The sequence below is a fragment of the Streptomyces sp. NPDC088354 genome, assembly GCF_044753585.1.
Lineage (GTDB): Bacteria > Actinomycetota > Actinomycetes > Streptomycetales > Streptomycetaceae > Actinacidiphila.
The window spans coordinates 111,527-123,926 of the sequence record NZ_JBIVNJ010000001.1; the positions used below are offsets into that span (position 1 = coordinate 111,527).

Here is a 12,400-nt window from a genome sequence, read left to right on the forward strand (position 1 = left end):
CGCTCCTCGTCGCGGGAGCGGGCCGCCGTAGCCGCGATCGGTCCCGTCCGGAACCGGTCGAACCGTGATCAGAAGGCCTCTTCGGGCAGCTCCATCACATCGAGGGTCACGCTCTCGGCGGCGGAGCGCGCCACGGAGACCTGCGGCAGGACGTCGGCGGCGAAGTGCCGGGCCGCCGCGATCTTGCCGGTGTAGAAGGCGGTGTCCTTGGCTGAGGCGCCGGCGGCCAGCTTGGCCTGGGCGACGGCCGCGCCCTTGAGCAGCAGGTAGCCGACGACCACGTCGCCCGAGGCGAGCAGCAGGCGGGTGGTGTTGAGGCCGACCTTGTAGATGGACTTGACGTCCTTCTCGGTCTCGGCGAGGTCGGTCAGCATCCTGCCGACGATCGCCTCCAGGTCCACGGCGGCCTTGGCGAGCTGCTCGCGGGCGGCGGCCAGCTCCTCGCCGCCGGAGCCCTCGGCGAGGAACTTCTTGATCTCCTCGGAGAGGGTGGTCAGTGCCGCGCCCTGGTTGCGGACGATCTTCCGGAAGAAGTAGTCCTGGCCCTGGATGGCGGTGGTGCCCTCGTAGAGGGTGTCGATCTTGGCGTCCCGGATGTACTGCTCGATCGGGTACTCCTGCAGGAAGCCGGAGCCGCCGAAGATCTGCAGGGACTGCGCCAGCTGCTCGTAGCCCTTCTCGGAGCCGTAGCCCTTGACGATCGGCAGCAGCAGGTCGTTGAACGCCTCCAGCTCCTTGGTGTCCTCGCCGGTCACCTCGGCCGCGGCGATCGCGTCCTGGATGGAGGCGGTGAACAGGACCAGGGCGCGCATGCCCTCGGCGTAGGCCTTCTGCGTCAGCAGCGAGCGGCGCACGTCGGGGTGGTGGGTGATGGTGACCTTGGGGGCGCTCTTGTCCATGAACTGCGCCAGGTCCGGGCCCTGCACGCGCTCCTTGGCGTACTCCAGCGCGTTCAGGTAGCCGGTGGAGAGCGTGGAGATCGCCTTCGTGCCGACCATCATGCGGGCGAACTCGATGATGCGGAACATCTGGCGGATGCCGTCGTGCTTGTCGCCGATCAGCCAGCCCTTGGCGGGGTGCTTGTCGCCGAAGGTCATCTCGCAGGTGTTGGAGGCCTTCAGGCCCATCTTGTGCTCGACGTTGGTGGCGTAGACGCCGTTGCGCTCGCCCAGCTCGCCGGTCTCGAAGTCGAAGAGGTACTTCGGGACCAGGAAGAGGGACAGGCCCTTGGTGCCGGGGCCGTGGCCCTCGGGGCGGGCGAGGACGTAGTGGAGGATGTTCTCCTCCATGTCGTGCTCACCGGAAGTGATGAAGCGCTTGACGCCCTCGATGTGCCAGGAGCCGTCCTCCTGCTCGACGGCCTTGGCGCGGCCGGCGCCCACGTCCGAGCCGGCGTCCGGCTCGGTGAGGACCATGGTGGAGCCCCAGGTCTTCTCGACGGCGATCTCGGCGATCTTCTTCTGGACCTCGTTGCCCTCCTCGAAGAGGATGCGGGCGAAGGCCGGGCCGGAGGAGTACATCCAGATGGCCGGGTTCGCGCCGAGGACCAGCTCCGCGTACGACCAGATCAGGGACGGCGGGGCGGTGGTGCCGCCGATTTCCTCGGGCAGGCCCAGGCGCCAGTACTCGGCGGCCATGAAGGCCTTGTAGCTCTTCTTGAAGGTGTCCGGGACCGGCGCCGTGTTGGTCTTGGGGTCGAAGACCGGCGGGGTGCGGTCGGCGTCGGCGAAGGAGTCGGCGAGCTCGTTCTCCGCGAGGCGCGTGATCTCGCCCAGGATGTCCTTGGCGGTCTCGACGTCCATCTCGGCGAACGGGCCGGTGCCGTAGATCTTGTCGCGCCCGAGGACCTCGAAGAGGTTGAACTCGATGTCGCGAAGGTTTGACTTGTAGTGGCCCATGGCGACGGCTCCGTCGGGGATCGGTCGGACAGCGGGTGGGAGTTCGCAGTCCTCGCAGCTTTATCACTTACCAGTCGGTAATGATGCTACCCGTCGGTAATAAAAACAACCCCTATCCGGCCGGATGTGACGCAGGCCCTTCGACTTCTGGAGGAACACCCCCGCCCCGGCGCCTGAGTTCGTCCACGGCCGCAAAGGCCGCGGCCGCGATCGGCACCGCCAGCAGCATCCCGAGGATGCCGGCCAGGCTCGCCCCCGCGGTGATCGCCAGCAGCACCACCGCCGGGTGCATGTGGACGGTGCGGCTCTGGATCGTCGGCTGCAGCACGTGCCCCTCCAGCACCTGCACGGCCAGCACCACGCCCAGCGCCCACAGTGCCACCAGCCATCCGCGGTCCGCCAGCGCCACCAGGACCGCCACCGCGCCGGAGATGAACGCCCCCAGGTACGGGATGTACGCCCCCACGAAGACGAGCGCGCCGAGCCCGACCGCCCCCGGCACCCGCAGGATCAGCAGCCCGACGGTGATGCACACGGCGTCGATCAGCGCGATCAGCGTCGTGCCCCGCATGAAGCCCTGCACCGCGGCGAAGGCCCGGTGGGCGATCCGCTCCAAAAGCGGCCCGATGCCGTGCGGGGCCAGTTCGCGCAGCAGGACGGGGAAGCGGCCGCCGTCGCGCAGGAAGAAGAAGGTCAGCAGCAGCGCCAGAATGGCGGTCGCGATGATCTGGCCCACGATGCTGATCCCGGACACCACCCCGGAGGCGGCCCGGGCGCCGTACTTGGTCGCGAAGGACTTGAGGCTGTCGAAGGTGTTGTCCAGCGACGGCCCCGACACGCCGAGCTCCGGCATCACCTTGTGGGCCACCTCCTTCAGCGACGCCACGATCTGGCCCCCGGAGTGCATGAGGCTCTGCACCACGATGTACATCGCGCCCGCGGCGAACACCAGAAGGGCCAGGCACGTCAGCGCCGCGGCCAGCGACCGCTGCACCCGTACCGTCCGCAGCCAGCGGTACAGCGGCCCCAGCAGGGCACTGCCCAGCAGCGCCAGCAGGACGGGCGTCACGACCGCCGCGAAGGTGACGACGAGCCAGACCACCAGCGCGCCCACGCCGGCCAGGAGCAGCACGACGGCGCACCACGCGCCCGTCCGGCGCGCGGCGGCCGGCAGGAGGGGCGCGTCCACCCGCCCACCGGATCACGGCCCCGCGGTGTCCGCATGCCGGGCACGGCGAACGGGTGGCGTCGCGCGGTCGGATACGCTATTGACGGTCCGTAGAGAAAATCCTCACCCACAGTAGCGACTTGGGAGCAGCCGGCAATGGCTCGACACCTCATCACCAGCGCCCTTCCGTACATCAACGGGATCAAGCACTTGGGCAACATGGTGGGGTCCATGCTCCCGGCCGACGTCTACTCCCGGTACCTGCGCCAGCGCGGCCACGAGGTCCTCTACATCTGCGCCACCGACGAGCACGGCACCCCGGCCGAACTCGCCGCGCAGGAGGCCGGCCTGCCGGTCGACGCTTTCTGCGCCCAGCAGCACGACGCGCAGAAGGCGGTCTACGACGGCTTCGCGCTCTCGTTCGACTACTTCGGCCGCAGCTCCTCGCAGCAGAACCGGGAGATCACCCAGGCCATCGCGCGGGAGCTGAAGGAGAACGGCTTCATCGAGGAGCGCGCCATCCGCCAGGTCTACTCCCTGGACGACGAGCGCTTCCTGCCCGACCGCTACATCGTCGGCACCTGCCCGCACTGCGGCTACGACAAGGCACGCGGCGACCAGTGCGAGAACTGCACCCGGGTCCTGGACCCGACCGACCTGATCGAGCCCCGCTCCGCGATCAGCGGCAGCAGCCGGCTGGAGGTCCGGGAGACCAAGCACCTGTTCCTGCTGCAGTCCAAGCTCTCCCACGAGGTCGAGGCCTGGGTCGACGAGCACGGCAAGGACTGGCCCACCCTCGCCTCCTCCATCGCCCGCAAGTGGCTCACCGAGGGCCTGCAGGACCGCGCGATCACCCGCGACCTCGACTGGGGCGTGCCCGTCCCGGCCGACACCTGGCCGGAGCTCGCGGCTGAGGGCAAGGTCTTCTACGTCTGGTTCGACGCGCCGATCGAGTACATCGGCGCCACCAAGGAGTGGTCGGACGCGGCTGCCGCGGGCGAGACCCGGGACTGGCGCTCCTGGTGGTACGACGTCGACACCGACGTCCGCTACACCGAGTTCATGGCCAAGGACAACGTCCCCTTCCACACCGTGATGTTCCCGGCGACACTGCTGGGCACCCGGGACAAGTGGAAGAAGGTCGACTACGTCAAGGCCTTCAACTGGCTGACCTACTACGGCGGCAAGTTCTCCACCTCGCAGCGCCGCGGCATCTTCACCGACGCCGCCCTGGAGATCCTGCCGGCCGACTACTGGCGCTACTTCCTGATCGCCAACGCGCCCGAGTCCGACGACACCTCCTTCACCTGGGAGCACTTCGCGGCCTCGGTCAACAAGGACCTCGCCGACACCCTCGGCAACTTCGTCAACCGCGTGCTGTCCTTCTCCCGCAAGCGCTTCGGCGACGAGGTGCCCGCGGGCTCCGCGGCGGGCGAGGCCGAGCAGCGCCTCGGCGCGCAGATCGCCGAGCTCCTCGGCGAATACGAGCGGCACATGGAGGACCTGCAGTTCCGCAAGGCCGCGCAGGCACTGCGCGCGCTGTGGAGCGCCGGCAACTCCTACCTGGAGGAGAAGGCGCCCTGGCTGGAGATCAAGACCGATCCGGACGGCGCCGCGCTCACCCTGCGCACCGCGATGAACCTCATCCACCTGTACGCGGTGGTCTCCGAGCCCTTCATCCCGGCCTCCGCCGCCGCCATGCGCGGTGCCTTCGCGCTGGCGGACGACACCGCGGTCTGGGTCACCGCCGACGAGGCCCGCGCCCTGTCCGCGGTGCCGCCGGGCACGGCCTTCACCGTCCCACCGGTGCTCTTCGCCAAGATCACCGATGAGGACCTGGAGTCCTACCGCGAGCGCTTCGGCGGACAGCCGGAAGCCGCCTGATGAGCACGCCGGCGCCCGTCCAGGGCAAGTCCCCGTTCCTGCTCCTGCTGTCGGTCGGCCTGACCCTGGCCCTGGTGGTCGCGGCCGTCATCGTCGCCGTCTCGCTGACCGGCGACCACGACTCCCGCACCGGGGCGGCCCCGGACGCGGGCGGCGCCTGCCGCGGCAGCAACGTCGCCCTCGACAAGGCCGCCCGGCGCTTCCGGCTGGAGCTCCCCGCCGACGCGAAGGACGTGCACTACCTCGCCCAGTCCGGCGGCCTGTCCGGGGAGTACGACCTGGAGTTGCGCTTCCGCACCACGGCGGCCGGCCTCCAGCACTTCCTGACCGGCTCCGGCCTCCCCAAGCTCAGCGGGGATGTGGACGTCCTGCGCACCGGGCAGCCCGAGGCCAACCCCTGCCGCCAGGACTCCGAGGGCCTGCCCCACGCCCGCTACGCAGGCGACCAGGTCGCGGCCGACGGCGCGACCCACGGCGCCTACGTCCGCGGCATCGCCGTCGACGACTCCGACCGCGCCCGCCCGGTCGTCTCCCTCATCGCCATGGACACCTGACCCGCTGGGCCGTCGTCGCATGTCGCCGCGGAGGTGCACGGCCGCCCGCCGGGCGAAGGTGACAGCGGCACTGAGCTGTGGCGTTGCAGCGGCAACGGCAAGGGCACCGTCGGCGCCCGGGTGAAGATCGACCTGAACGCGGGGGGGCCCGGAACCGAAGAACGGTTCCGGGCCCCTCCGCGTCACGGTGTGCCGAGGCCGTCAGGCCTTCTTCTCGGGCTTCTCGGGGGGCAGCCGCAGCGCGAGGTGCAGCTCGCGCAGCCGCGCCTCGTCGACCTCGCTCGGGGCGCCCATGAGCAGGTCCTGGGCGTTCTGGTTGAGCGGGAAGGCGATGGTCTCGCGGATGTTGGGCTCGTCCGCGAGCAGCATGACCATGCGGTCGACGCCGGGGGCGATGCCGCCGTGCGGCGGGGCGCCGAAGTGGAAGGCGCGGAGCATGCCGCCGAACTCGTGCTCGACGGTCTCGCGGGTGTAGCCGGCGATCTCGAACGCCTTGTACATGACGTCCGGTTCGTGGTTCCGGATCGCGCCGGAGGAGAGCTCGACGCCGTTGCAGACGATGTCGTACTGCCACGCCAGGATGTCCAGCGGGTCCTTGGTCTGCAGCGCCTCCAGGCCGCCCTGCGGCATGGAGAACGGGTTGTGGGAGAACTCGATCTGGCCGGTGTCCTCGTTCTTCTCGAACATCGGGAAGTCGACGATCCAGCAGAAGCGGAAGACGTCCTCCTCGAACTGCCCGGCCCGCTTGGCGGCTTCGACGCGGACCGCGCTCATGATCTTGGAGACCTCGTCGAACTCGCCGGCGCCGAAGAAGATCGCGTGGCCCGGCTTGGCGTCGACGGCGGCGAGCAGCGCCTTGACGTCGTCCTCGGTGAGGAACTTGGCGATCGGTCCGGTGAGGGCGAGGTCCTCGCCGACCCGCACCCAGGCCAGGCCCTTGGCGCCCTGCTCGACGGCGTAGTCGCCGAGGTTGTCGAAGAACTTGCGCGGCTGGTCCGCCGTGTCCGGCACCGGCAGGGCGCGGACGTGCTTGCCGGCGAAGGCCTTGAAGCCGGACTCGGCGAACAGGTCGGAGACGTCGACCAGTTCGAGCTTGGCGCGCAGGTCGGGCTTGTCGTTGCCGTACTTCACCATCGACTCGCGGAACGGGATCCGCGGGAAGGGCGAGGTGACGTGGCGACCGCCGCCGAACTCCTCGAAGAGGTCCGTCATGACCTTCTCGATGACGCCGAAGACGTCCTCCTGCTCGACGAAGCTCATCTCGACGTCGAGCTGGTAGAACTCGCCGGGCGAGCGGTCGGCGCGGCTGTCCTCGTCGCGGAAGCAGGGCGCGATCTGGAAGTAGCGGTCGAAGCCGGCGATCATCAGCAGCTGCTTGAACTGCTGCGGGGCCTGCGGGAGTGCGTAGAACTTGCCGGCGTGCACGCGGGAGGGCACCAGGAAGTCGCGCGCGCCCTCGGGGGAGGTCGCGGACAGGATCGGGGTGGCCAGCTCGTTGAAGCCGAGCGCGGTCATCTCGCGGCGCAGGAAGCTGATGACCTGGGTGCGCAGCATGATGTTGCGGTGCATGCGGGCGCGGCGCAGGTCGAGGAAGCGGTTGGTGAGCCGCATCTCCTCGTTGGCGTTGTCCTCCGGGAAGACCGGGAACGGCAGCTGGTCGGCGGCGCCGAGCACCTCCAGCTCGGTGACCTCGACCTCGACCTCGCCGGTGGGCAGGTCGGGGTTGACGTTCTCCGCGGTGCGGGCGAGCACGCGGCCGTCCACGCGGAGCACGGACTCCTTCGACTGGTGGCTCAGCGCCTCGTACGCGGGCGAGCCCGGGCGGGCGACGAGCTGCACCACGCCGTAGTGGTCGCGGAGATCGACGAAGAGGATGCCGCCCAGATCCCGGCGATTGTGCAGCCATCCGCTGAGGCGCACTTCCGCGTCTACGTCGGTGGCGCGCAGCTCACCGCAGGTGTGGGACCGGTACCGATGCATCGTTCGTCCAAGTCGTCTGTTTGCGGGGATGAGGCGCCCCCAGTCTACGGGCCCGCGCACCCGCGGCCCCATTCGTATCAAGGGTGCGAACAAACCTAAACTATGACAATGCTGCCAATGCGCATCGAGGACGTGCTCTCCGCGCTCGGCACCGGCGTATGGCGCTGGGACGGCACCACGGACCTGGTGGAGCTCGACGCGGTCGGCGCGGGCCTGATCGGGCTGGCGCCACGGCCGCAGAAGGTGCACTCGGGCGTGGTCCGCGCCTGTTACGACGCCTCCGACTACGTGGACATGTCGGCGGCAGTGGCCCTGGCGGTCGCGGAGGGCACGCCGTGCGAGTCGTGTCTGAGGGTGGTCGGCCGGGACGGGAGGATCGTCCGGACGGTCGCCATGCGGGCCTGCGGCACGTGCGGCGCCGGCGGACGGCCGCGGGAGATGGTCGGCACCCTGCACGAGGTGCCCGCGCCCCCCGGCCCCGGCGCCGGCACCGCGGCGGTGGGCCCCGTCGCCCGGCGGCGGGCCCGCGAGGCGTTCCTCCTGGACGCGGGCCGGGCGCTGGCCGAGGCCGACAGCACGCAGGAGGTGCTGCGGGTCGCCGCTCATCTGTCGATGCCCGGGTTCTCGCCGGACGGCCTGGCGGTCTTCGGCGTGCACGGCGACCACCTGTCGGTCATCGGCCACCACGGGCAGCGGCCCGGCGCCGAGACGCCCTTCCTGGAGATGCCGCTGACCACCGGCTACCCGGCGGCGGTGGCCGCCCGTACCGGCCAGGCGGTCTACCTGCCGAGCCCGGAGGCCTACGAGGAGCGCTTCGCGGCGACCTGGCCGCTGGTCCGGGGCTTCGGCCGGCGCTCCTGGGCCTATCTGCCGCTGGTCGTCGCCGGGCGGTCGATCGGCGCGTGGATGGCCGCCTTCCGGGAGCCCGTCGCCTTCACGCCCGACGAGCGCTCGGTGCTGACCACGGTCGCCCGGATGCTCGCCCAGGCGCTGTGGCGGGCGCAGGTGCACGAGTCGGAACGCGAGCTCTCCGACGGGCTGCGGCACACGATGCTGCCCACGCGCCGTCCGCACATCGACGGGATGACCGTGACGACGCGCTATGTGCCCACCGGCGGCGGACTGCAGGTCGGCGGCGACTGGTACGACGTGATCGACCTGCCCTCCGGGCGCACCGCGCTGGTCATCGGCGACGTCCAGGGCCACGACGTACGGGCGGCGGGGCTGATGGGTCAGCTGCGGATCGCCCTGCGGGCGTACGCGGCCGAGGGGCACCGTGCGGACGCGGTGGTGTCCCGCACCTCGCGCTTCCTGGCCGGGCTGACCGGTTGCGCGCGGACGGAGGACGACCGCTTCGCGACCTGCGTCTACCTGGAAGTCGACCCGGAGCACGGCACCCTGGACGTGGTGCGGGCCGGGCACCTGGACCCGGCGGTCCGGCTGCGGGACGGCACCGTGCTCCCGCGCAGGACGGCGGGTGGCCTCCCGTTGGGCATCGCCCCCGACTCCGACTACCCGACCACCCGGATCACCCTGGAGCCCGGCGAGACCCTGCTGCTCTGCACCGACGGGCTGATCGAGACCGGCGGCCACGACCTGGACACCGGCTGGGACCGGCTGCGCACCGTGCTGGAGTCCGGCCCGGCCGACGATCTGGAGGCGCTGGCCGACGCGGTGGTCGGGGCGGTCCACGGACCCGCCTCGCACCGCACGACCGGCCCGCTCGCCGACCGCCGCCAGGACGACATCGCCCTGTTGCTGCTGCGCCGTCGTGCCGACCCGCCGGTCTGCGAGGTGCCGCTGCGCCGCAGCGTGCTCACCGTCTCCCAGACCGACCCCCGGGAGGTCGGGGCGGCCCGCGAGGAGGTCCGGGCCCTCCTGCACGACTGGACCTGCGCCGAGCAGGTCGACGCGGCCGTGCTGCTGGTCTCCGAACTGGCCTCCAACGTCCTGCTGCACACGGACGAGGACGCGGCACTCTCCGCCCAGCTGCGCGGGATGCCGGGCGGCCGGCGGCGGCTGCGGGTGGATGTGCGGGACCGCGGTGACGAGATGCCGCACCTGCGCAGACCGGGGGAGATGGCCTCCTCCGGGCGCGGTCTGCTGCTCGTCCAGGAGTTGTCGGACGCCTGGGGCGTCGATCCGCGGGGCGACGGCAAGTCGATCTGGTTCGAGCTGTACGAGGCGCCCACAGCGCCCACAGCGGGCTAGCGGCCCGATACGCTTGCCCCCGTGTACGGCTACGACCAGAACGCTATGGCGGGTGCGGCGCCTCCGATGGGCGGGGCGCCCATGGGTGGTGCGCCGATGGGCGGTGCCCCGATGGGCGGGGGGTACCCCGAGCCGTCGCCGCCGTCGCTCGCGGACGCGGTGCGGGCGTTCACGACCGGCTCGATGTCGGCGGAGGACTTCCAGGCGGTCTTCGCCACCTCCAAGGTGTACTGCCCGCGCGGCGACAACCCGGGCTTCCTGGCGCTGCACGACACGCAGCAGCCGGTGATCCCGATGTTCTCCTCGCTCAAGCAGCTGCGCCGGTACGCGGGCAAGGAGTCCAAGTACTTCGTCATCACCGGCGCCGAGGTGCTGGACCTGCTGCCGACCGGCTACGGCTTCGTGCTGGACATGGAGGGCGAGCACCGGATGGTGTTCGACGCCAAGGCCGTGGAGCAGATGGTCGAGTTCACCATGCGCCGCATGTACGGCTGACCGCCGCCGGCCGTCGGTCGCCGGCGCCTGGCTGCCCACCCCGGCGCTGCCGCAGGGCAGTAACCGGACAAACACCCAGGGAATGCTTGCGGGAAGTTCAGGGTTCAACTATGTTGAACGTTGAACTAACCGAGGAGGATCCGGATCATGCCCGCAGTGACCGTCGAGAACCCGTTGACCCTGCCGCGTGTCACCGCTCCGGCGGGCGCGAACGCGCGTCGCGCGCTGCAGGTGACGACCGCCCCGACCGGCTTCGAGGGCGAGGGATTCCCGGTCCGCCGGGCCTTCGCCGGTATCGACTACAAGAACCTCGACCCGTTCATCATGATGGACCAGATGGGCGAGGTGGAGTACGCGCCGGGCGAGCCCAAGGGCACCCCCTGGCACCCGCACCGCGGCTTCGAGACCGTCACCTACATCATGGACGGCGCCTTCATCCACCAGGACTCGCACGGCGGCGGCGGCACCATCAGCGACGGTGACACGCAGTGGATGACGGCGGGCAGCGGCCTGCTGCACATCGAGACCCCGCCGGAGGCGCTGGTCATGAGCGGCGGCCTCTTCCACGGCCTGCAGCTGTGGGTGAACCTGCCGGCCAAGGACAAGATGATCGCGCCGAAGTACCAGGACATCCGCGGCGGCAACGTCAAGATGCTGGCCTCCGAGGACGGCGGCGCGCTCATCCGGATCATCGCGGGCGACATCGACGGCCACCAGGGCCCGGGTGCCACGCACACCCCGATCACCATGCTGCACGTCTCGGTGAACCCCGGTGCCCAGGTGACGCTGCCCTGGCGCGCGGACTTCAACGCCCTGGCGTACGGCCTGGCCGGCCGCGGCACCGCGGGCCCGGAGGGCCGGCCGTTCCGGATGGGGCAGGCCGTGGTCTTCGGGCGCGGTGACTCGCTCACCATCACCGCCGACGAGAGCCAGGAAACGCGCAGCCCCAACTTCGAGGTCGTGCTCCTCGGCGGGCTCCCGATCCGCGAGCCGATGATGCAGTACGGCCCGTTCGTGATGAACACCCACGCCGAACTCGCCCAGGCCTTCGAGGACTTCCAGGCCGGTCGGCTCGGCAGGATTCCCGCCGGTCAGGAGTGATCCGGCGCCGCTCGGCGGCACCTTGCATAACGCGGCCCCGGCCGGGAATCCGATTCCCGTCCGGGGCCGTCGCATACGGTGGGGACAGTTCCGCGCGGCGGGTCGTTGCGGTGTTCGTTGGCAGGTGCATTCACCCTGAGTGACTGCACGTGCACTTGCACGTGCAGATGCACGTGACTTCGATCTCTGGCTATCATCTCCCCTGTCCTGCACGGTACTTACCTGGAGAGAAGCATGCGCCACACGTACAACGGCATGGCCGCGTCCGATCTCTCCGGCGTGGCGTGGCAGAAGAGCCGGCACAGCAATGCCAACGGGCAGTGCGTGGAACTCGCCGCACTGCCCGACGGTGATGTGGCCGTCCGCAATTCGCGTTTTCCGGACGGACCGGCGCTGATATATACGAAGGAAGAGATCGAATCCCTCATTCTCGGGATGAAGAACGGGGAGTTCGATCACCTTGTGGCGAATTGACCGCGGCCGTCACTTACGGTGACGGCGCGCCGCTCACGTCCTACGGCTCCTCGGAGTCCCCGGGTTCGCCGGGCAGCGTGAACAGCGCCCAGACGACCTTGCCGGTCCCGCTCAGCGGGTGCCAGCCCCAGGTCTCGCTGAAGGACTCCACCAGGTGCAGTCCCCGGCCGGACTCCGCCACGAAGTCGGGCGCCTTGGTGACCGGCCCGTGACTGCTGGGGTCGCGGACCGCGCAGACTACGCGCGTTGACCACCGCACCAGGCTGAGCCGGACGCACCCCTCGGCGGCCTCCTCGGGCAGCGCGTAGCGCAGCGCGTTGGTGACCAGTTCCGAGGCGACGAGTTCCACGCCGTCCTGGAGTGCTTCCAGGTCCCATGCGCGGAGAATGGACCGGGTGAACCGGCGCGCGTCACCGACGGCCTCGTAGCGCGGCGGGAGCGGGCAGGACGTGGCGCTCGACGACGAAAGGCGCTCGGGGATCAGCCCGTCCCATAAGGGCTGCAGTCCGGTCGAGCTATCGGTCCACATGCGCACCACCCGGTATCGGCACGTACATCATCGTCCCGTACGGCCGCAGGACGATGCAAGGGGCGGATGCACGTGCATTTGCATGCTGCGATACGGGTGGGACGGA

The 12,400-nt window shown here is 70.3% G+C and carries 10 protein-coding genes; 6 read left to right on the forward strand and 4 right to left on the reverse strand.

The window, feature by feature from the left end; translation table 11 throughout:
• Positions 1-68 precede the first annotated feature (68 nt).
• Together ACIP98_RS00510 and ACIP98_RS00515 are read right to left on the reverse strand one after the other, a co-directional pair.
• The gene (locus ACIP98_RS00510; RefSeq protein WP_319660087.1) at positions 69-1,898 is read right to left on the reverse strand and encodes an acyl-CoA dehydrogenase; all 1,830 of its coding nucleotides are present in this window, start codon (positions 1,896-1,898) and stop codon (positions 69-71) included.
• Between the two features lie 112 nt (positions 1,899-2,010).
• On the reverse strand, positions 2,011-3,087 hold the full coding sequence (locus tag ACIP98_RS00515) for an AI-2E family transporter (RefSeq protein ID WP_319660088.1): 1,077 nt from the start codon (positions 3,085-3,087) through the stop codon (positions 2,011-2,013).
• Positions 3,088-3,222: 135 nt separating this feature from the next.
• Between ACIP98_RS00515 and metG the strand changes: the two genes are divergently transcribed.
• Together metG and ACIP98_RS00525 are read left to right on the forward strand one after the other, a co-directional pair.
• A complete protein-coding gene (metG, locus tag ACIP98_RS00520) occupies positions 3,223-4,950 on the forward strand; it encodes a methionine--tRNA ligase (protein ID WP_319660089.1) in 1,728 nt (575 codons plus the stop codon).
• Positions 4,950-5,504, forward strand: coding sequence for a hypothetical protein (locus tag ACIP98_RS00525; protein ID WP_319660090.1), 555 nt, complete (start codon positions 4,950-4,952; stop codon positions 5,502-5,504). The genes metG and ACIP98_RS00525 overlap by 1 nt, the downstream gene beginning before the upstream one ends.
• 201 nt (positions 5,505-5,705) lie before the next feature.
• Here ACIP98_RS00525 and aspS read toward each other — a convergent pair whose 3' ends face one another.
• Positions 5,706-7,484 carry an aspartate--tRNA ligase gene (gene aspS, locus ACIP98_RS00530; protein WP_319660091.1) on the reverse strand — a complete coding sequence of 593 codons (1,779 nt, stop codon included), beginning with the start codon at positions 7,482-7,484 and terminating at the stop codon, positions 5,706-5,708.
• Between the two features lie 117 nt (positions 7,485-7,601).
• Here aspS and ACIP98_RS00535 point away from each other — a divergent pair, with 117 nt between their 5' ends.
• The 4 genes from ACIP98_RS00535 (at position 7,602) to ACIP98_RS00550 (ending at position 11,765) form a co-directional block, all read left to right on the forward strand.
• The gene (locus ACIP98_RS00535; RefSeq protein ID WP_401973023.1) at positions 7,602-9,695 is read left to right on the forward strand and encodes a SpoIIE family protein phosphatase; all 2,094 of its coding nucleotides are present in this window, start codon (positions 7,602-7,604) and stop codon (positions 9,693-9,695) included.
• Between the two features lie 21 nt (positions 9,696-9,716).
• The gene (locus tag ACIP98_RS00540; protein WP_389249720.1) at positions 9,717-10,190 is read left to right on the forward strand and encodes an SseB family protein; all 474 of its coding nucleotides are present in this window, start codon (positions 9,717-9,719) and stop codon (positions 10,188-10,190) included.
• A gap of 147 nt (positions 10,191-10,337) precedes the next feature.
• Positions 10,338-11,291, forward strand: a complete 954-nt coding sequence (locus ACIP98_RS00545; protein ID WP_319660092.1) for a pirin family protein — start codon at positions 10,338-10,340, stop codon at positions 11,289-11,291.
• Between the two features lie 234 nt (positions 11,292-11,525).
• The gene (locus ACIP98_RS00550) at positions 11,526-11,765 is read left to right on the forward strand and encodes a DUF397 domain-containing protein (protein WP_319660093.1); all 240 of its coding nucleotides are present in this window, start codon (positions 11,526-11,528) and stop codon (positions 11,763-11,765) included.
• A gap of 40 nt (positions 11,766-11,805) precedes the next feature.
• Here the strand turns inward: ACIP98_RS00550 and ACIP98_RS00555 are convergent, their stop codons facing one another.
• Positions 11,806-12,294, reverse strand: coding sequence for an ATP-binding protein (locus ACIP98_RS00555; protein WP_319660094.1), 489 nt, complete (start codon positions 12,292-12,294; stop codon positions 11,806-11,808).
• Between the last annotated feature and the right edge of the window lie 106 nt (positions 12,295-12,400).

Bases quoted from the DNA above. Each gene is read 5' to 3' on its own strand.
- ACIP98_RS00535 (WP_401973023.1), top strand. From the start codon at position 7,602: ATGCGCATCGAGGACGTGCTCTCCGCGCTCGGCACCGGCGTATGGCGC.
- ACIP98_RS00545 (WP_319660092.1), top strand. From the start codon at position 10,338: ATGCCCGCAGTGACCGTCGAGAACCCGTTGACCCTGCCGCGTGTCACC.
- ACIP98_RS00550 (WP_319660093.1), top strand. From the start codon at position 11,526: ATGCGCCACACGTACAACGGCATGGCCGCGTCCGATCTCTCCGGCGTG.
- ACIP98_RS00525 (WP_319660090.1), top strand. From the start codon at position 4,950: ATGAGCACGCCGGCGCCCGTCCAGGGCAAGTCCCCGTTCCTGCTCCTG.
- ACIP98_RS00510 (WP_319660087.1), bottom strand. From the start codon at position 1,898: ATGGGCCACTACAAGTCAAACCTTCGCGACATCGAGTTCAACCTCTTC.
- aspS (WP_319660091.1), bottom strand. From the start codon at position 7,484: ATGCATCGGTACCGGTCCCACACCTGCGGTGAGCTGCGCGCCACCGAC.
- metG (WP_319660089.1), top strand. From the start codon at position 3,223: ATGGCTCGACACCTCATCACCAGCGCCCTTCCGTACATCAACGGGATC.
- ACIP98_RS00555 (WP_319660094.1), bottom strand. From the start codon at position 12,294: ATGTGGACCGATAGCTCGACCGGACTGCAGCCCTTATGGGACGGGCTG.